At 36.8% G+C, this 20967-nt stretch carries 13 protein-coding genes; 7 read left to right on the top strand and 6 right to left on the bottom strand.

All coding sequences use genetic code 11. The annotated features are described in order from the left end of the window. The first annotated feature begins 347 nt into the window (after positions 1–347). From CXF74_RS15995 to CXF74_RS15985, 3 genes are all read left to right on the top strand, one after another. Complete coding sequence (locus CXF74_RS15995; protein ID WP_101083534.1) at positions 348–1088, top strand: TetR/AcrR family transcriptional regulator; 741 nt, start codon at positions 348–350, stop codon at positions 1086–1088. 276 nt (positions 1089–1364) lie between these two features. After that, positions 1365–2492 carry an efflux RND transporter periplasmic adaptor subunit gene (locus CXF74_RS15990; RefSeq protein WP_101083533.1) on the top strand — a complete coding sequence of 376 codons (1128 nt, stop codon included), beginning with the start codon at positions 1365–1367 and terminating at the stop codon, positions 2490–2492. A gap of 9 nt (positions 2493–2501) precedes the next feature. Beyond that, positions 2502–5597, top strand: coding sequence for an efflux RND transporter permease subunit (locus CXF74_RS15985; RefSeq protein WP_198552882.1), 3096 nt, complete (start codon positions 2502–2504; stop codon positions 5595–5597). A gap of 355 nt (positions 5598–5952) precedes the next feature. Here CXF74_RS15985 and CXF74_RS15980 read toward each other — a convergent pair whose 3' ends face one another. Next, positions 5953–7350, bottom strand: coding sequence for an MBL fold metallo-hydrolase (locus tag CXF74_RS15980; protein WP_101083532.1), 1398 nt, complete (start codon positions 7348–7350; stop codon positions 5953–5955). Between the two features lie 1189 nt (positions 7351–8539). Here CXF74_RS15980 and CXF74_RS15975 point away from each other — a divergent pair. From CXF74_RS15975 to CXF74_RS15960, 4 genes are all read left to right on the top strand, one after another. Further along, positions 8540–9175, top strand: a complete 636-nt coding sequence (locus CXF74_RS15975) for a hypothetical protein (protein WP_101083531.1) — start codon at positions 8540–8542, stop codon at positions 9173–9175. A 281-nt stretch (positions 9176–9456) separates the two neighbouring features. Further along, the gene (locus tag CXF74_RS15970; protein ID WP_101083530.1) at positions 9457–12789 is read left to right on the top strand and encodes a hypothetical protein; all 3333 of its coding nucleotides are present in this window, start codon (positions 9457–9459) and stop codon (positions 12787–12789) included. A gap of 5 nt (positions 12790–12794) precedes the next feature. Further along, positions 12795–13244, top strand: a complete 450-nt coding sequence (locus CXF74_RS15965) for a response regulator (RefSeq protein WP_101083529.1) — start codon at positions 12795–12797, stop codon at positions 13242–13244. Next, entirely contained in the window at positions 13237–14409 is a 1173-nt protein-coding gene (locus CXF74_RS15960; RefSeq protein ID WP_101083528.1) for a response regulator, read from the top strand. The genes CXF74_RS15965 and CXF74_RS15960 overlap by 8 nt, the downstream gene beginning before the upstream one ends. Before the next feature lie 1134 nt (positions 14410–15543). Here the strand turns inward: CXF74_RS15960 and CXF74_RS15955 are convergent. The 5 genes from CXF74_RS15955 to dgcN all read right to left on the bottom strand — a co-directional run bounded on the left by CXF74_RS15955 (position 15544) and on the right by dgcN (position 20884). Next, positions 15544–16476, bottom strand: coding sequence for a phospholipase D-like domain-containing protein (locus CXF74_RS15955; protein ID WP_101083527.1), 933 nt, complete (start codon positions 16474–16476; stop codon positions 15544–15546). A gap of 48 nt (positions 16477–16524) precedes the next feature. Then, complete coding sequence (locus CXF74_RS15950) at positions 16525–16794, bottom strand: hypothetical protein (protein ID WP_101083526.1); 270 nt, start codon at positions 16792–16794, stop codon at positions 16525–16527. An 87-nt stretch (positions 16795–16881) separates the two neighbouring features. Then, positions 16882–17889: a PIN domain-containing protein gene (locus tag CXF74_RS15945; RefSeq protein WP_101083525.1), complete on the bottom strand. Its 1008-nt coding sequence runs from the start codon at positions 17887–17889 to the stop codon at positions 16882–16884. A 915-nt stretch (positions 17890–18804) separates the two neighbouring features. Further along, positions 18805–19875 carry an N-acetyl-D-Glu racemase DgcA gene (gene dgcA / locus CXF74_RS15940; protein WP_101083524.1) on the bottom strand — a complete coding sequence of 357 codons (1071 nt, stop codon included), beginning with the start codon at positions 19873–19875 and terminating at the stop codon, positions 18805–18807. A 1-nt stretch (position 19876) separates the two neighbouring features. Then, positions 19877–20884 (bottom strand): N-acetyltransferase DgcN, encoded by a 1008-nt coding sequence (gene dgcN, locus CXF74_RS15935; protein WP_101083523.1) that lies wholly within the window; start codon positions 20882–20884, stop codon positions 19877–19879. Positions 20885–20967: the final 83 nt, after the last annotated feature.

Genomic DNA, 20967 nt, shown 5'->3' with positions numbered 1-20967 from the left:
ATAAGTGCCTTGTGTACGCCCAGCATGGGCATGAACTTATGAGGTGAAAGTCCTCTGTAGGAAGATCACCGTTTACTAACATACTGTTATTAAACGTTAACTACTAGTGAATGGCAAGGGCTTATCCGTGAGGGGGGGGCCGAAGGATGAAATGAACAATCGGGGTCAGCCGTAAACTGCAATACCTTAACATATTGATTTTATATGATTGAAGCTATAGGTGTCCTCAATTGACATCATGTGACGCCAGAAAAAATAGGGAAAAAATAGGGACAGCCGTAAACTACAATACCTTAACCTATTGATTTTATATGGTTGAAGTTATGGGTGTCCCCGATTGGTGTTCCATGGCTCCAGCTCCAAGATTTAGTGCACAAGAACAAGAAACGTTGATTATCAATGCAGCCATTAAGGCGATTGAAGAAAGTAGTTTATTAGACTTTTCTATGTCTGCGGTTGCCAAATTAGCGGGCCTGTCGATGGGGTCTGTATATAAATTTGTGCAATGTAAAGAAGATGTGCTGATTGCTTTAGCGACTCGTATGTATCAAGAGCGACATTTGGTATTTAAAAAAGTACTTTCATTACCCTTAACAACCCCTGAGCGCCTTATTGCGATGAGTTTGTTAGATTGCTCAAAAGTTGACATGTATACGTTTGGTAATCAACTCGAAAGCATTGTTAATAACGAAGCGCTGATGAAGCGATGCTCTGCACGTTGGTTAACGCAAATGATTAACTGTGGAGAGCGATGCCAAAACCTATTTCAACAATTTTTACAAAACGCAGCTGACTCGGGAGAGTTAACCTCAGGAAACCGAGATATTGAAGAGATAAAGATAGGAATTTGGTCGTTATCTGTTGGTTATTTTCAATCTGTGCGTTTACATCTAGATCGACATAATGAAGAGCAGGACAATACTAATATAGCCGCACAAATAACAGAAAATGCTTTTGTACTAGCACCCAACGATGCACATGTTTGCAACATGAGACGTTTGATCAATTCCTACGATTGGAAACAGAACATTTCAGACAACGATATAAAAAAGGTTTGTTTACAATTATCCGATAACGCACTGAGATAGCTCTGCTAGCAAACGAATTTAAAACACTTAGGATTGGCTTCAATATTACTTGCGATTTTGTTTTTAAAATAGCCAGTCATTTAAGGATCGGCTTCAAAGTTACTTGAGCTTTTATTTTCAAAAAAAACTGTTATTTAAGGTTTTTTGAAAATAATTTAGAACAAGTTAGTTTGTAACGATTCCTAAGGCTTTTTGGAAGCAATTTATCGCAAGTTATTTTGTAACGATTACTTAATTAACGTAAAAAATTGAAATACAAATGATAAGGGAACCATCATGAACATAACTAAATGGCTTTTAGTGATTATTATACTGGCCGGTACCATCTTTGGATTATATCGCTACAAAACATCGCTTCAAGAAACGGCGGCTGCACAAGCCGCTAGCATGCCTGAGCCCGCTGCTGTTGTTACCGCAATAGAGGTGGCGAGCCTGACTTATCAAAAAACCATTAAAGTAAGTGGCGAAGTAAAAGCCTATAAATTTTTAATTTTACAAAATGAACTGGCTGGTGAAATTACGCGTTTAAATGCCGCTTCTGGGCAAGTGGTTAAAAAAGGCCAAGTACTGGTTGAGCTCGATCATCGTAATGAAGATGCGCAGTTAAAATCAGCTAAAGCTAAATTAATGTTAAGTCAGCAAACGATAGATCGTAATCTTAAACTGTTAAAACATCGTGGTATTAGTAAAGATAAGGTCGATGCAGCGCACGCAGCATTAGAAATAGCTAAAGCGGATATCACTATCATTAAAACCGCGATAGATAAGAAAATATTAGTTGCTCCCTTTACGGCTACAGTAGGTATTCATACGCTTGAAAAAGGTCAATATTTAGGTGAAAACAGCGAAGTACTTGAGTTGGTTGGCATCAATAAATTCACTTGGATCGACTTTAACCTGCCACAACTTTATCAGGAATTAAGCGTTGGCTCGGTAGTAAGCATTCGTCCGATCAACCAAAGCGAGACGTATGAAGCTAAAATCATTGCTGTTGATCCAAAAGTATCACGCGCATCACGCCATTTAAAATACCGAGCACAAATCTCTTCTTCAGTGTTAGCATTAAAACTCAATACATTAGTGTCTGTTATCGCCCCGATTGCAGAGCAAACAACGCTTGCTTCAGTGCCTGATTTAGCGATAAAACGCGATGCATTAGGTAGTTATGTGTTTGTTTTAGAAGCCGCCGAAGAGGGCAGCTATCGCGCTAAACCAGTACCCGTTGAGTTAGGAGACAGACAAGGTGATGCAGTTATGATCCTGTCTGGAGTAGAAACGGGTCAACTGATTGCTAATAAAGGTTCGTTCAAGTTATACCCAGGAATGAAAGTCTACCTGACTGAAGAAGCCACTGCTAAAGCAACAGATCAAGTTGCCGTTTCTGAAGCTAGTACAAAAGAATAAGGGATTATCATGAAACTAAACCTGTCATCAAAAGAAAAGAAGTCATCCATCATGGATATCTTCGTCAAGCGACCCGTCGTTGCGATTGTATTCTCAATCATTATTTGTATTGCCGGTTTATGGTCAGCAAGCAAGATTCCGGTACTGCAGTTTCCCAAAATTGAAAGTGCTTCATTAGTCATTGATACCTATTATATTGGCGCTTCAGCCGATGTCGTGCAAGGTTTTGTCACCGAACCGATTGAGCGTGTTGCCTCCACTGTACCCGGTGTTGAATACGTTGATTCAGTGAGCACTTCTGGTAGCTCTAAAGTCACTGTTTGGCTTAAATTAAATGAAAATTCAACACTGGCATTAGCGGAGTTAAATACACGATTAGGGCAAATTCGTTTTGAATTACCGCAAGGTGCGCAAGACCCGGTTGTCTCTGTGAGTCGTGCAGATAGACCCTTTGCTGTCTTTTATTTAAATGTACAAGCTAATGGTAATGATTTATCACGTATAACAGATTATTTAACACGCCAAGTTAATCCGGTTTTAAATGCAATCGAAGGCGTGCAACGTGTTGGTATTGAAGGGGCAAGAACGCCTGCTATGCGTGTGTGGTTAAATGCCGATGCACTGCAAGTATTTAACCTCAGCGCGCGTGATGTTTACCAAGCGTTAGCTGCCAATAATACCATTGCGACCATGGGATATATCGAAAACGATCATCAAAAAATAGATATTGTTGCTAATACACAACTAAGTACAGTGGCAGAATTTGAACAACTGGTGATCACCGAAATAGATGAAGCTAACATTTATTTAAAAGATGTCGCGAGAATCGAATTAGCCGCTGAAGATAGTAGTGTCACAGCAAGATTAAACGATCAAGATGCAGTTTATATTTCTATTTGGCCGTTACCTGGCGCGAATGAAATGGAGATTGGCGACCAGTTATATGAAACCGTCGCAGAGCTGAATAAAACATTGCCTAACGGGATATCGATTGGTTATGCATTTGATGGCACGTTATACATGCGTGATGCATTAAAAGAGATTTTCACCACCTTGGCTGAAACCGTTGTGTTAGTTGGTTTGGTGGTGGTTTTATTAATGGGCTCATTTAGAAGTGCCATTGTACCGTTAATTACTATCCCTATTTCTATATTAGGGGCGATTGCTGCTATGTCACTGATGGGGTTTTCGTTAAATCTACTAACGGTATTAGCCATCGTATTATCGGTGGGGTTAGTGGTCGATGATGCCATTGTGGTAGTCGAAAATGTTGCACGATTAATGCGCCAAGGCATGTCAAAGTTGGATGCTGCATTGGTGAGCTCTCGTCAGTTACTTGTACCTATTATTTCAATGACATTAACACTGGCTGCGGTTTATGCGCCTATCGGATTTTTATCTGGTTTGACAGGCGTGTTGTTCAAAGAGTTTGCCTTTACGCTTGCGATAGCAGTCATTATTTCAGGGCTAGTGGCTATCACGCTATCACCTATCATGAGTGCTTATGTTTCACCGAAAGGTGGCCAAGAAGGTTGGTTAACCGCGAAAGTAAACGCCATTTTTGAAAAAATACAACAAAGCTATGGCAAGCTATTGCAGCAAATATTTAAATGGCAGGGGCAAGTGTTTTTAATCGCTTTAGTTGTTTCACTGCTTGCCGTGCCTTTTTACCTGTTTTCTAAAAAAGAGCTCGCCCCGATAGAAGATCAATCGATGGTGATGTTTGTTATTCAATCACCGGCCGATGCGTCATTAGACTATAACGTGGCGCAAATGAACCCGGTTGTTGAAAGATTGCAAACCATTGAGGGTGGGAAAAATGTTTGGCAAATTATTTTTGGAGGCGGTGGTTTTGGTGGTTTAGAGCTCGTTAAAGCTAATGATCGCGACTACACTGCGCAATCATTAGTGCCACGTATGTACGGTGAATTAGCACAAATACCCGGGTTGAACATGTTTCCTATTTTGCCTTCCTCATTACCGAGTTCAGGGCAATTTGAAATAGAAATGATTGTTAAATCTTCAGCGCCTTATAGTGAAATGAAACAATATGCAGACCAACTGGTGGGGGCTGCTTTTGGCAGTGGTAAGTTCCTGTTTGCAGATACCGATTTAAAAATAGATTTACCACAAGTAGAGTCGCGATTAAATCGCGATAAAATTGCCGATTTAGGCATGAACATTGGCCAAATAAGTGAGCAAATGGGGATCTTATTATCCAGTAATTTTGTTAATCGCTTTGATGCTAATGGTAAAGCATACCGCGTTATTCCTATGGTTGATGAAAATATACGCAGCAAAAGTGAAGCACTATTATCGTTAAATATTAAATTACCGACGGGTGAGTTAATCCCTATTTCAGCCGTGGCTGATTTAAAGTGGAAAACCGTGCCAAGACAACTGGGTACCTTTGCTCAACAATCTTCTTTTAGAATCTATGGTGGCGTTGCACCCGGTTCAAGCAAAGAAGAGGCGTTAGCTGCCATTGAACAAGTCGCTAAAGACATACTACCTGCTGGTTATTCTATCGATTACGCAGGCGAGTCGAGACAATTACGTCAAGAAGGTAATACGCTCGTGATGGTATTAGCTATTTCGTTATTAATCGTATTTTTAGTGTTAGCGATACAATTTAACAGCTTTAGAGATCCGTTAGTTGTATTGCTTGGTTGTGTACCGTTAGCTTTATCGGGCGCATTACTTATTCCTTATTTAGAACTCACCACCATCAATATTTACTCTCAGATAGGCTTGATTACCTTAATCGGTTTGATTGCTAAAAATGGGATTTTAATTGTGGAGTTTGCTAACCATGCACAAATGATTGGCGCGTCTAAACTAGAAGCGGTAACGGAAGCAGCAACCACACGTTTACGACCTATTCTAATGACTACTTTAGCCACTATATTAGGGCATTTTCCTTTAGTCTTGGTATCAGGTGCAGGGGCTGAAGCCCGAAATAGTATTGGTATTATTTTAGTGGCGGGGATGTTTATTGGTACCGTATTCACACTGTTTATCTTGCCGAGCTTCTATTTGTTATTGGCCGAAAAACGTAACAAGGTGTCGGATAAAGTCGTTGATGAAAGTATGGACGTTGCATAAGAGTGTTTCGTAACACACTGATATAAATTATTAATAGTTTGTTTTGTTAGGGCGGTAGTCGTTAAAGAAAGTATTACGGTGCAACTTTATAAGGATGGTCAATGCAAAAAGACCATCCTTTCTTCGCTTTGATGGGGCCTTAATTCTGGCTTTTATCAGAGAGATGAATTCTATCGTTGCACATTATTTTTATTATTAGCTCTCTGCTGCTGGCGCTGGAGAGTACTTTTGATAATCCAATCTAAGATTGACACCTTTTCCTTATCAATTATTAGCATCCGTTATCAAGCAATTTCGAGTTGGCTTTCTAAGTAACCGCCTTACACTATTTTCATTTCCTCCAACAAAAACGTGTCTAAATATGAATCTTTTCTCCATATTTAACAATATGAGCGTGTTTATGGAGCTGGCCTTTAATTACCTCTTTAAACGTTGCTTGTGTGCTCGCCTTGCCATGTATTAAATAAATATTATCGAGTTGTTCAAATTCACTCATCCAAGATAATAGATCGCTTTGGTCTGCATGTGCTGAAAACCCGCTAAGCATGTGTATTTTTGCATTTACGTTAATGGTTTCATGATGTAGTTGTATAGAATCAGCTCCGTCTATCAGATGCCGGCCCAACGTACCTTGAACCTGATAGCCAACAAAGATAACACTGTTACGCTCATCCCAGAGGCGGTGTTTAAAATGATGTAAAATTCGCCCTCCCGTGCACATGCCACTACCGGCAATAATAATACAACCACTTTCCTCCTTATTAATACGTTTCGATTCTGGTTTTTTAAGTGAATATTGCAGATAAGGAAATTCAAAAACGCTACCGTCACGGGCTAACATTTTGTTAGCACAAGCGTTTAAATTACGATGGTAATTATTATATATTTGTGTCGCACTGATTGCCATCGGAGAGTCTAAGAACACTTTACAGGCGGGCAAGCTTTTATCGTAATACATCTGCTTAAGTAGCAGTAAAACTTCCTGCGTGCGCTCAATGGCAAAGGATGGAATCAATACATTGCCTTGGTTTTCTAATGTATTGATAATGATCTCTTTAAACGCTTCAATCGATTCTTGTAGAGGACGGTGATCACGATCACCATAGGTCGACTCAATGTACAGAGCATGCGCTTTTTTCACAAAAGAGGGTGGCGTCATTATAATATCTTGACGAGGTCCGAGGTCGCCTGTGAATACCAGAGACTTTGTTTCTCCCTCTTCGCTTATTTCGATTTGAATGGTTGCCGATCCAAGAATATGTCCTGCGTTTCTAAAGGTAACCTGAACACTGGGTGTAAGCTGAATCGCTTTATCGTAGTCAGCATATTGAATGATTAAATCAAATACCGACAGGGCATCGTCACTGCTATAAATAGGCAGAGGAACCCGTTTTTCATTGCCTGTTCTTCGTGCTTTTTTCAGTGCCGTTTTGTAGTCCTCTTCTGCAATTTTGGCGCTATCCATTAAAATGACCTCAGCCAAATCCATGGTAGCGCGCAACGCAACAAGTTTACCATCAAAGCCTTCTTTAACCAGTTTAGGAACGCGTCCGACATGGTCTAAGTGAGCGTGAGTCAGTAAAATAATATCGACATCTTTAGGGTTGAAATCAAACGCCAGAGAAGTTTTTTGTTCATTATCTCCTTGAAAATAACCACAATCGATAAGAATGTTAGGCCCATTTTTAAGTTGTAAAAAATGGCAAGAACCAGTGACCGTTTCAGCTGCGCCAAATGATTGAATGAAACTCATAAGCCCTCCTCGTGGTGAGTCTTTAATACCCATTCCGTTAATTTAATGATCAAAGATTACGCAGAAATATCTTATTTTAACCAGTAAGATTGAGCAGTGAACTATCGGAGTTAGTATAACTATAGCAGTGCTTAGATAACAAAGGGGGGGACGTAGCACGTTGAAGGTGAATGGCTAATGAAAGAAAATACTCCATTTTTTAAAATAAAAAAGACGCTAAATATTGGGCGATGAACCATTCGCGAGATGATGGAATTAACAAGCAACTCTGCTAATTTTAACCTATACCCGTTACCAATCGAAATGCTTTGTTCAGTCACTAGCTCGGACACCTAGGCAAGGCGCAACATGATGACCTCTCGAGATATTAACGAAACAATCGGGGACAGCCGTAAACTACAACTCCTTAACCTATTGATTTTATATGATTGAAGTTATGGGTGTCCTCGATTAGCCAATTAGCCATTGCGTGAAGCGCAATTATATAAATCGTTTTTAGAAGATTTAACGGGTTAATACGGCCGAATCTACTCGGTTTTCAAAGCGTGCTAATAGCCGTTATTTATAGCGAGCTATTGTCATGTGACGCCAGAAACAATAGGGGAAAAAAATTTGGGACAGCCGTAAACTAGAATACCTTAACCTATTGATTTTATATGATTGAAGTTATGGGTGTCCCGGATTGCTCTTACGTTGCGTGAAGCGCAATTATATAAATCGTTTTTAGAAGATTTAACGGGGTAATACTGCCGAATCTACTCGGTTTTCAAAGCGTGATAATGGCCGTTATTTATAGCGAACTATTGTCATGTGATGCCAGAAACAATCGGGGACAGCCGTAACTAGAATACCTTAACCTATTGATTTTATATGATTGAAGTTATGGGGGTCCTCAATTGGCCTACCGCTAATCAAAAAATTAGGTGTTGGTTTTATAGCTCTCTGCGGGGCACATTGTGTCTTAGAGTATTTTAATGCTCTTCCCTAAACATGTCACTACAACCAATACTCAAAACAACTTATTTTTAATGCTTTCCGTTTTAAATAGTTAGCGTGACGCACTCCCAATAAAGTTCAGTGTAGTTTATAATATCAAACATATGCCGTAACAAGATTAACAACAAGCCAATTTAGTGGTGTAGATAATTACACTTGAAGTTTAATATCCAATAAAAGAACTAGTGAGAATATGACCTCTTCGATTGATCATTTATATAAGCCAATAAAAGAGCTAACAAACATCTTTTTTGATACTCCAATTCCATCTCAAGAAGAGTGGTTGCAGTGGTCTCAAGAGAAACGAGAAGAACATGATGCTGAGATAAGAGATCAGATGTGGAATGATACGATATTTGATTCTCATGTTCATTCATGGATGAATGTTTGTGTCTTTGCTAAATCTCCAACAGATAATCCTGAATACATACGTAAACGTGCATCTGTTGTACACCCGATGCACAATGCTTGCACTATTAGTGATATTGGTATTTACCTCAGTAATCGTATTCCTCGAGAATTAAGTAAATACCAAATAGGGAAAGCATCAGATCAGTATAAGTCAGATAAGATACGTAGACAGTATAATTTTCTCTCAAAAGCAGTTGTAACTCTTGGTGGTAGCGAATACCCCATTAGTATTTACTCCACTGAAAATGATGGAATGACTCGAGTATCGTTTACTATTAACAATTGGCGTTCACATAAACATGAAGATACATATACTATTTATTATTACGTCGTACCACGTGACGAATTAATTCCTATTTATAAACGAGCAAGATTAGCACACGAAAAACGTGAGAAGTTATTGGATGAAAGTAGATGAGTAAACGGCTAACAAGTGACTATCGAAAACAACGCTAAATGATATTAATTTTGTGATTTATAGGTCGCTTGGGGGGCGAAATCGAGTTGGTGCTCTCGCTTGCTAATGGACACGAAGCGAGTAAGAAAAGTTGTTGGTTTATTATAAATTAGAGTTATAACTTATTAAGTTATAACTCTAATTTATATTACTTAACACATCTCAATGAAGCCTAAACCCTTTTATATAAAATATAGTAGAATACTGTACAGATAAATTTTTAATATTTTTTGGTGGAAGATATGTCGAATAAAAAGAAGAAAAGTAAACGTGTAAATAAAAAAAACAAAAATGTTGCAAACTCTCCATCAAATTCTTTAAACCTAGAAACTATTAATCAAAATAGTTTGATAGAACTATCTCATATTAATGAAACTGATAAATTCGAAAATTACTTTTTAAAAAAATGTAAAAATCCTTTATTTAAAAGGTATTTTTTTAACTACCCGGAGTATTTTTCAAAGAATATTCAAAGACATATTAAGCGGACTAAATACAATACATTAGAACAAGATGTAATTTTGCTTACTTCTCACTTAATTAAATTTAAGAATTTAATTAATATTTATATTGAAATAAGGGATGAAGTAGAGAAATTCATATTATTAGGTGATTATGAAGAAGCTTTAACATGTCTTGATAGAGTTTTAATACTTACAGGCTATTCATACTGGTATATACAGTTGAAGTTTACTTTATTGTCGCTACTAGATCGAGATGAAGAATTATTAGAATTACACAGATTTCTTTATGAGAATGTAAATCTCTCTTACGAAGAGAGGGATTTAGATGTATTGCTAGAAAGTGCAAATAAAAGACAAAGAACCAAAAGAAATAATTATTTATTTGAGGCGATAATTGAAGGCATACCTTATGGAAATGAATGTAAGGCACTTGAGTTTATGTTCAGGTTTAATCCTGTAAACCTTGATAATAGCGATTATAAAGCAGTGTTTGAATACGCCTATACTTGTAATATTGTAGATAAATACAATGCACTCTTACGAATGGCAACTACGTGCTTCGCAAAAAATGATGTAACGAATGTTATATACAATGCTGTTATTAATTTAACAGGAGAAATATACGATAATAAAATTAAAGGTATTGTTTTTTTTCATGAAAATAAAAATGTCTTAACAGAGAAAGATACTGTTTTCGTCGATGTTTGCGATACATACATCAAAGGGGACTTTAACTCTGTAATTGATAAATGTGAAGTTCACCTAGCAAAGTGGCCTGGTTTTTCAAATCTTTATGAGTTTTATGCAAATTCATTAGCTGAAGTAAAGAAAGACATCATATTCCCTAAAGGAAGTTTGCTTTATGAAATAATTTCAGGGATGAAAGAATTAATTTTAAATAGAAGTAAATCTAGTCTATCTAATTTGAATCGTTTATTTCAACAATTCAATTGTATCGATGTAACCCTGATAGTTAAACTTATTGAACTAAAAGTAGATGTTTGTCGTGATGAGAAACAAGTTTACGAGTTGTATAGATTTATGGATGTAAGCGGATCTCTAAACAGTCCATTTAGAGTAGATGTAGAGAGAAAAGACCATTTGTGTCAAATGATTAATGATCCAAAGACCCATGTAATAAATTATTTAAATGTTCCCGAGTATAGACAATTAAAATGGAAAGCTGACCAGTACTACCTAGATAATAATTATCATGAAGCGATAGAGTCATATAGAAAAATTGTAAATGCTCCCATTCATTTACGAGATGAAGTGACTGCAAAAATAGCATTATCTATAGTAAAGTTAGGCAATATAGAGGAGGCTTCATCCTATATAGTAGACTTATATTTTCTAGATCCTAAAAATATATGGAAGTTACCAAAGCAACTTATTTTCGATGAAATTGATGAATATGATGGAGAAAAAAATTTTTATAATATTGATTTAGTAATCACCATATATTTACTGTTAAAAGGCAATTATACCGAATATCAAACAATATCCTTGTACTTGCAAGATTATCTTGAACAATTTTCTATTTCACATCCAAGTGAGCTTCATCCAAAGAGTTTTAAGCAGTTATATTTACTTGAAAACATCTGTGATTTAAATGTATTAGAAGGATTAAGGTACAAGTCAGAAAATGATAAAGTTTTAGATCGAGTTAAGGTCCTTGCTAATCTCCTTGAATACAATTCTGAAACTCAGTCAATTAAAGATGAACATGAACTGTTATTACATGAGTATACGAAAAACCTATGCATGAAAAAGTTAGGGAAAGGTAAACTTAAAGTCGATCGAGCTAAAGTTTTTGTAAAGGCAAAAAATTTATACAAAGCTGATTTTGAAGAATTAATCAGTATGATCGAAGAAGATGGTGAAGAAGAAACCAAATATACCGAACATTCTAGGCGAGATAGCAAAGAAAAAATATTTGTGAGGACTGATAAAAAATCTTTTAATAAAGCAGCATCCATGATGATGGAAGTAAGAGATATTTACACATTAGATTCTGTGTTTGGCCTAGATGTATCATTGAATGTTGATATTAGACACAACGGAATTGTTCCATTTCTGCGTTCTGTATTTGAAAAACATGATTTAATGTGTAAGAAACTAAACGGTCTATATTTAGATAATGAATTTTTTAGTGATTACTTCAAAAATATATTAAATCTCCATTATTATGAAATTGCACAGGATTCTTTTAAAGAATTTTCATCATCAATTGATAAATTACTTGGAAGAATAAAAGTAAAATTTATACAGATTTCTACAAATGATTTATCTTCTGATGAGTCGCTATTTAAGTTCACTTTTGCAAGTGATGATGTAAATCGTATATTAGATTTGATAAAAGCAGGGTCTACGTATGAGGAAGTAATTAATAGTATAATTTCTGATCTAGACCGTAAAGCCAATCTATTAATTAAGCAAGGTAAGATTGTACTTGAAACAGTATTATTGGCGCAAGTTAATGATTACTTTAAAGAAATTAAAACGGTGGCAAACGCTCTAGGTCCAAACGCTTATAGAATTAATGACCGAATAGCATTAGCACGTACAGATTTAATTGAAGAAGTTAAAGCTGTAACTAATTGGCTTGATTTTTCAAAGTCCGCTGGAGAACATTTCCCAATCAATGTACCAGTATTAGAAGCTTTTAATTTTGTTGAAAAAATGTTCCCAAAAGTAAATATGAAGCAATCACTTGGTCAAAAACAAACAATGCTTATTAATGGAACTCATTTATCCAATTTCATTCGGGTATTTTCAATTCTGATAGAGAATGCAGTTAAACGCAGAGAAAATACAACTGAGTGCTCTTTAGATATTAATATATCTGAAATTGGAGATGAGTCGCATTTTGTTATCTCTTCTAACTCTACGGGAATTGATATGGGAAAAGTTGATGTAATTAACCAAACTGTAAATAATATTAATTACCTTGATAAAGCTAATAGAGAAAATAACAGCGGATTCTATAAAATAAAACGAATCTTTGAGCAAGAGTTATGTGTTAAAAACTCTATTAAGGTAAATATTAAAGGGAATTGTTTTTCTGTTTTAATTATTTTTAATAATTCAAGTTTAATCATAAAGGAATAATAACTATGTCAATTCTAGTTGCTGAAGATAATAATATTAAAGAAAAGCAAATTATTGATTTCTTGATTGATGAAATGAAATTTGATAAATCCTTCATTCAGATTGTAGATAATAAGGATGATGTAATTGAAGCTTTATCAACAAAGAGTTTTGATTTCTTTATTTTAGATATGAGTTTACCTAGGTATAAAGAAGATGATACTGACATAAAGCATTTAGCTGGAAAAGATATTTTAATTCACATGAAGCATAAAAGACTTTCTATTCCGACTGCAATATTAACTCAGCATGATGTATTTGGGCATCATGATGATCAAGTATCATTGAAAAAACTGAGAGCTGAATTATTAATTAGATTTAAAAAATTTCTTTGCTCCGTTATTGCTTGGGAGTCTTCATCAAATGAATGGAAAGAGCAGTTAAGTATCTTAATTAAGGACAAAAGAGTTGATTAGAGTATTAGTAGTTGAAGATAACAAGATTAAATATGAATTAATTAAAGAAAAATTAGTTGCTATCGGTGTCACTGCAATATGTGATGTTGAAAATATTTACGATGCTGAGACAGAATTAAAATCATCACACTTTGATATTTTAATTTTAGATATGCAATTACCGATGAGAAAATTAGGAAAAAAATCAGATAATGCTGGCTTAAGTTTACTAAAAACTTTGAAACATAGTATCAAAAAAAATAAAAGTAGATTTAAAATTCCAAATGTAATAATTGGTTTAACCGAGCATCCCGAAATTTTCAAAAAACAGGCAAAAAGTTTCTCTGAGCAAAGAGTTTTCGCATATCAATATAATAATTGTAGCGATGACTGGGCAGTTCAAATAATTAGCAGTATCGAAGAGTATGTTGCAACGAAAGAAGTAGCGGTAGAAAAAAAAGAAGCAATGAGGATAATTTATTCAATACATGGAATTATGACTTTTGGCGAATGGCAAACTGACTTTGATAATCATTTAATAGATAAAAATAGAAATGAAATAATACATGTAAAATTCCAATACAACTTTTTTCCTATAATTTCTTTTTTAATTCCATATTTCAGAAAAACAGAAGTAAATTCTTTTGTTAAAGAACTTCTAGATCTGCAGAGTCAATATCCTAATTCGGAGGTTGATGTTATTGCACACAGTTTTGGGACTTACATTTTGAAACAAGCGGCTGAAGAAATGTCGTTAATATCTAGTCCTAATTTCAATCGGTTCATTTTGTGTGGTAGTGTTTTAAAGCCTAAATTTCCATTTTCTGACTTGATCAACAAATATACTTTAAATGGTATTTTAAATGAATGTGCATTATCAGACTTTCCTTTAATTCTGAGCCATTCAGTTGCTTGGGGATTAGGAATGGGTGGCCGAGTTGGTTTTAAAGGAACATATGTAGATGCAGTAAAAAATCAATATAGGGAAGGAGGCCATAGTTCTTTTTTTAATAAAAAAACTTTTGATGAATGGTTACTGTATCTAGATACTGGCATTACAGCAGGGCATGATGCTAGAAAGAAAGTAACGCTGTACTCTGCAATAAAAAATACTGTCATATCATTTTTACCGCATATTTTTTTACTAGGAATCATTAGTTTTTTAATCATTATATTGGCTGCATAACAAAGGGGCAGAGGGTCACCCATTAGTTAGTTCCGGTCAAGCTGATGTGTAGATTTCCTTGGTTTTTTACCAAGTAATAGGTCGTACATAAACAACTTATTTATTGTTTGTTAATACACACCTAAAAATCACAATGTTGGTGTCAATATGCACCAGTCACCCATCTGAATTAAAGCGGTGTAGTCATGCAATTTGTATGGCTACTGCTCTTGGCTTTATAAGCCTCAGTAATTATTTAGTACCAACATTAATCCAGTTCTTTGCAGGTTACCCCGCAATTTAACAGGTCTGTGGCTCGGTTTTATTTCAACCGTCCAACCCGTTATGAAAAAAAGCAGGACATCCATACCTATCAGTCTTTCCAATAATTAGATAAGCCATTAATTGGCTTCCAATCTAATTAAAAACAAAAAATACATCATATTACAAAACTATGTTGTTTCGCATTATTTTATGTTGTTTTTTGATTGGAAATTGATATCAACTATCATTTTTTAGCTTAAAAAATCTAATAGGTATATTTAGACTAAAAGTAGTAGAAGAACAAACAATCGAGGACACCCGTAGAAAAGACGGATTCCAAAAATTTTTGACTCGCACTTCCCCACTTAAGTGTTTTTGATGGTTATATTTTTTGTTCTTAATTTTAACTACTAATTCAAAAACTGAAATTAAAAGCGTCTGTCATTACACAATGCACGCTTCAATACCCCCGTTGTATTCCCTTGATTTAAAGTTTGTTTTAGCAACGCCTGACAGGAAGTCAGGCGTAAGTGCGCTTCAGAACATGGATGTTCTGTAAGCCTTGTTGAAATTATGGGTGCGGTTAAAACAATCTTTAAATCAAACGAGGGAATAATCGGGCGAGCTCTTTTCTGGTTACTATTTTCTGGTGACTCTTTTGCTGCTCGCCAGAAAAGAGTCACTCACCTCCGGCGAAAGAACGGTAATGTAAGATCAAACCTTGCTTGAATAAGCGCCAGCGTTGGAGAGTTCAACGCGTAAATAAGATCAAGTCTCCGCGGTTTTTAAAAAGAAAAAATCGGGGACAGCCGTAAACTACAATACCTTAACCTATTGATTTTATATGATTGAAGTTATGGGGGTCCTCAATTAGCCATGTTGATGCATTTGTTATATTTCAACTTGCGAAGAAATTATACTATTAATATTAACTTCATCAAATGAATAGCCATCGTCAGGAATTGATTCTGGAATTATTTTTCTGAAATACATATCTCGCCAACGTATATAAATTTCGTAATTAAGGTCAGGTTCCCAGCCCTGCATATATTCATTATGATTTATAGGACTAACGGAACCAACAGCATGAATTTTAGTACCCGATAATGAATCAAAGTATTGCTGCAATGAGGCGATTACTTCACGTTCACGCTTAAATTCATCCTGCATTTCATCTTTAGGTGAATCATAGTATTCATCTAAATCATACTGTAGCCCTAACTGTGTACGTAAGTATTGCTCATGATATTCACCAACGTATTTAACATGCTGATTCTTAACACAAACACTCCATATTTCGACTCTAGACTCATCATATAACCCTGATTCTTGTCCTAACACACCGAGGTTAAATAGATGTGAACCACATTTACACTTTGCTACTTTGTGAGTGCTAAACGCATGGCAGTAAGAAATTAAGTCTGCAAATTCAGTTTTAAATTTTTTAATTAGTTTGAAATTATTTTTTATAACTACGATATTTTCAAAGCTATCTTTTGCTTTAGCTGACCAATTATAGCTACCATTAATAACAATCTCGTCATCTATTATACAGAATTTGTTATGCATAAATGCGCCAGACAATCTTGTATTAATGGCATAAGAGCTATACTCAGGTGAGCTAGGTACTCCATGCCGTATATTTGAATGATTATTGTCATAGATAAGTTCAACATTAACACCTTTTTTTGCTATTTCTTTCAGTACAGGTGTAAATATTTTGCCATTAATCCATGCTACACAAATTTGCACAGATACCTTTGAAGAGTGCAACAACTTTATAATTTCTTGTTCAATATCTTCAAAATAAACATCACTAGTCATACATTTTCCTTTGAAATATAACGCCTGCTAACACGTTTGCTACGATTGTTATGTGATTTTACTAACAGTTACCTGTTGTTCTAATAAAGCTATACCTTGAGAAGAAACATGATTAATAAAGTGCTCTTTCAGTACTCCTGGTACTTGTTTTTCCTCAAAAAATAGCTCCAAACTAAAACCATTTTGAGTATAATTGAAAGTCCAATCTTGAATTGAACTATCCAAACCCTCATCATTCAGTTCATGGAATAAGTCTTCTTGGAAAATATTTCTCACATTATTAGCGTAATCAACTTGTACTACATATTTTACATTCAAAGATAAATCCTTAGTTTATTTAATTCAGACTAAACAGAATGCCACACTGAACATATGCTCCGTTTAAACGCCTTATAGCTTTGCATTCTAGGTGTCCAGCATATCCCATTCATCACCAAGCACCCACCGTAGAGCTGACAACTTCCCATTAATCATTCCCCACTCAAAGTCGCTCCATGGTCCTACATCCTCATACTTACTTTCTACCCGTTGGGCTGACTCTAAAGCACCATTAAGAATATTCTCGTGAATAACATCGCCACCATATTGCTTTGTGCCTTCGGGAACAACTTTAATATTTCCCTGCTCAATTCCCCACATTCTATTTTGATGACGGTTGTACCAAACTTTATCAACAAGCTCATCCATTTCATTCAATATATCTCGTAAACCCCTAGTTTCTTCTGTGAAGTCATGATGAAACTCAATTTCAGAAAGAATGTCTTCATCAATGGCGTTAATGGCAGGAACTAAGTTATTAAAATACTGGATATTAGGAGAATCAAATATGCTTTCAAAGTCTGCATGTGGCTTACGATGATCTTTTGCTGAAAAGTCATTGTGATTGTGAGTAATAAAAAAACATGAATCAGTATTAAGTGGTAAGCCATCTGAGAATTCTGAAAACTGTTCAATTATTACAGCGTCAGCAACCGAGTTTTTGTTAATATGGAATGGTGCTTTTTTGTCTAAAGCTCTTTGAACAGATGCAATTTTTGAACGTTCACTTATTGACACTTTATTTGCGGAATCAATTAGCTTTTCAACTCGATTAATTGTTACGTAGTTTGCATCTGTTAATAAAGGCAAGCGCGCATTAATGTCATCTAGTACCTCTAATGTACTAGCTTGATTTTCACCTGCAAACTCACTAACAACAGCTTTAACCTGCTTAAATTCTTGGGATAACCTTTTAGTTGTTTTATTCGCAACATCTTCCTTATTTCTTTCATATTCAGCTATTACCAAATCAGGAACAACTAAAGTAACAACGTTCGAGTCAATCAATTCCTCTAATGCAGTAACTAGGGGGATATCACTCTTCTTTGTCGATATATCCAAAAGAACGCAAGTATCAAGGAAAATATAAAACATAAAACCTCATAATTTAATTTGGGAAAATTGCTAACTACCAAGTAAAGCTAACAGCGTTACTAAGAAGAATATTTCCGTATTAGTCTGTAGAAACACAGAAACCTTCTCGATAACCACTTAAAAAATTATGTTATATCAATTACATGGAAATAAATAGTACCCCGTATCTAATTGTTTTTGGTTTATGCATTTATCTATAAAAAAGAGAGGAAATCAAAACCTTTTTTACAGCATCTCTCTGTTTTTATAGTTATGTATTTTGCTCTTAATGTCTCACTACTCATTGAACGAATCGAGAATAAAAGGGGAACCATCACAAAATTCAGGCTTCAATACCCCCGTTGTATTCCCTTGATTTAAAGTTTGTTTTAGCAACGCCTGACAGGAAGTTAGGCATAAGTGCGCGGCAGAACATGGATGTTCTGTTAGCACTGGTGCGATTAAAACAATCTTGAAATTAAATGCAGGGAATAATCGGGCGAGCTCTTTTCTGGTGGCTCTTTTCTGCTCGCCAGAAAAGAGTCACTCGCCTCCGGCGAAAGAACAGTAATGTAAGATCAAACCTTGCTTGAATAAGCGCGAGCGCTGGAGAGGTCAACGCGTAAATGAGAGCAAGTCTTTAATCTTGAATTTTTAAACTCCAGTATAAGGTATTTTCAGGATCAAAATAGGATGTTGTGGCTAAGTAGTATTGGCCACAACAGGGTAAGTTTCTGAGACGCTTTGGGGGTGATTTCGACTTGGTTTTCTAGGGCGCAAGGGCACATTTCAAGAGAAGTACAAGGCTGGGCACCCGAAACGTTGTACTACTATTTTTATGCCCACGTTCAACTTGGACGTTGAGTCAAAAGGATTGGCTATCCTTGGTTTTCAAAACACGATAATAGCCGTTATTTATAGCGCTATTGTCATCCGTCACCCTTCATCTGTCATCATGCCGAGTTGTAGCAATTCCTGATTATGACTATTGCTAACACCTCCCCATAATTCACTCGGTAATAACTGCATTTCTCCTTGTTCAAAATCGAATGCATGCTGACGATCTGTTGCTAGCAATAACGGTCCATCAAGGTCCACAAAAGCGGCGCTTTGGGCGATTAAGAAAGCAGGGGCCATGGCTAATGAGGTGCCAACCATACAACCGGTCATGATAATAAAGTCGTGTTGTTGTGCTGCGCTGAGCAGCTGTAATGCCTCGGTTAAACCACCGGTTTTATCCAGCTTAATATTAATGGCCTGATAAAGGCCGAGCAAACGCGGTAAGTCATCGCTGGTATGGCAAGACTCATCAGCGCACAGGGGAATTTCAGGTTCAAAGCCTGCCAGTTGATGATCGTCAGCGCTAGGTAGTGGTTGTTCAATGAGCGCCACATTAAGTGGCTTTAATTGCGGCAGTAACTGCTTTAACAAGTCAAAATCCCAGGCTTCGTTTGCGTCAATAATAAAACGAGAATTCGGCGCTGCTAAGGCAATGGCAGTCATGCGCTCTAATACCAATTCGCGATCCAACTTTATTTTTATCAAGGGTTGTTTGCTAAGGCTGGCTGCTTCACTGGCCATCTTATCAACCGTATCTAAACTCAGTGTTTGCGCGGTAATTTGAGGCATGAGCTGAGCCGTGAGCTGAGGCATTGATGTGGTGATACCCACTAACTGAGTCACGGGTAACTGGCGTTGTTTAGCGGTTAAATCCCACAATGCACAGTCAAGGGCATTACGGGCAGCGCCAGCAGGTAATAGTGATAATAAGTGTTGGCCCGTCGTTGTGTTGGTTAGCTGTGGCACTAGGTTAGTTATTTGTCTCATCACTGACTCGACTGTTTCGCCATAACGGGCATAAGGCACGGCTTCGGCCCAGCCCGTATGTTGACCGTCGCTTAATGTAACCACCACGACATCTGCCTGCGTTTTTACCCCGCGTGAAATCCTAAATTCTTTGGCTAACTGCCATTGCTGATGGGTAACGGTGCAATTAAGTTGGCTCATCTTAGTACTCCAAACACAGTTTATCGATAATAGCATCAACACCATGACGTATAGGGTCGATACAAGGTAAGCCAAGCTCTAATGTGAGGGTGTGGCAAATCTCAAGTGCTTCACTCTCACTGACACTGGAAGTATTAAGGGTAATGCCAACCACCTGTGCTTGTGGATTAGTGACACGTGCAGCCGCCACATTGAGTGCGATTGTATCTGCAATGGAAGGCAGTGCGCGATTTTTAATACCACGCATTGATTCGCGATTAATGGCATGACACACCACAATGGCATCAGCTTGTGCGCCGTGCAATAAACCCAGGCTAACGCCTGCAAATGCAGGATGAAATAATGATCCCTGACCTTCAATGATATCCCAATGTGCAGGATCATTGGCCGGCGATAGACTCTCACTGGCACCCGCTATGAAATCGGCAACGACACAATCAATGGCCACGCCATTACCCGCAATCAAAATGCCACATTGGCCTGTGGCACGAAAGTCCACGGCTAAGCCACGCTGTTTCATCGCTTTTTCAAGGCTCAGTGAGGTATACATTTTACCCACTGAGCAATCTGTGCCCACTGTGATTAAGCGTTTACCGATACGTGGTTCGCCCGTGCCGGTTTTAAATTTTTGCTGTGGATGTCTGATATCAATGAGTTGTAAATCAAGCTGGTCAGCAAGTTGTTTGATTTGTGGAATATCAGTTAATTTGTCATGCAAACCACTGACGATATCAAAACCGTTGTTGAGTGCTTCAACAATAAACGGGATCCACTGGTTATCGATCGTGCCGCCACTGTTTGCGAAACCAAGCACAAAGGTTTTTGCGCCCGCTTGTTTTGCTTGAGCGATAGACATATCAGGTTGCCCCGTTGTTACGCTACAACCGTCTAAGCGAAATTGGCCAGTACAAAGCTGAGGACGCCAATCGGCAACGCCTTTTGCCATTTTAATTGAAAGGTTGTCGCTGGCATCACCTAAAAAAAGTAAGTAGGGCGCTTGTATTTTCATGGCAGTGTTGTCCGTTTAAAGTTAGTTTCATTTGGAAACTAACTTTAAACGGACAGGTAATAAACGGGAAATAGTAAAAATTC

Origin of the sequence: Psychromonas sp. Urea-02u-13 (assembly GCF_002835995.1) — a bacterium.
Taxonomy (GTDB): Bacteria; Pseudomonadota; Gammaproteobacteria; order Enterobacterales; family Psychromonadaceae; genus Psychromonas.
Note: the sequence above shows the minus strand (reverse complement) of the source record. Positions and strands in the feature narration are given on the sequence as shown.

Bases quoted from the DNA above. Each gene is read 5' to 3' on its own strand.
- dgcA (WP_101083524.1), bottom strand. From the start codon at position 19,875: ATGAGCCAACTTAATTGCACCGTTACCCATCAGCAATGGCAGTTAGCC.
- CXF74_RS15945 (WP_101083525.1), bottom strand. From the start codon at position 17,889: ATGTTTTATATTTTCCTTGATACTTGCGTTCTTTTGGATATATCGACA.
- CXF74_RS15990 (WP_101083533.1), top strand. From the start codon at position 1,365: ATGAACATAACTAAATGGCTTTTAGTGATTATTATACTGGCCGGTACC.
- CXF74_RS15995 (WP_101083534.1), top strand. From the start codon at position 348: ATGGCTCCAGCTCCAAGATTTAGTGCACAAGAACAAGAAACGTTGATT.
- CXF74_RS15975 (WP_101083531.1), top strand. From the start codon at position 8,540: ATGACCTCTTCGATTGATCATTTATATAAGCCAATAAAAGAGCTAACA.
- dgcN (WP_101083523.1), bottom strand. From the start codon at position 20,884: ATGAAAATACAAGCGCCCTACTTACTTTTTTTAGGTGATGCCAGCGAC.
- CXF74_RS15985 (WP_198552882.1), top strand. From the start codon at position 2,502: ATGAAACTAAACCTGTCATCAAAAGAAAAGAAGTCATCCATCATGGAT.
- CXF74_RS15965 (WP_101083529.1), top strand. From the start codon at position 12,795: ATGTCAATTCTAGTTGCTGAAGATAATAATATTAAAGAAAAGCAAATT.
- CXF74_RS15955 (WP_101083527.1), bottom strand. From the start codon at position 16,476: ATGACTAGTGATGTTTATTTTGAAGATATTGAACAAGAAATTATAAAG.
- CXF74_RS15980 (WP_101083532.1), bottom strand. From the start codon at position 7,350: ATGAGTTTCATTCAATCATTTGGCGCAGCTGAAACGGTCACTGGTTCT.
- CXF74_RS15970 (WP_101083530.1), top strand. From the start codon at position 9,457: ATGTCGAATAAAAAGAAGAAAAGTAAACGTGTAAATAAAAAAAACAAA.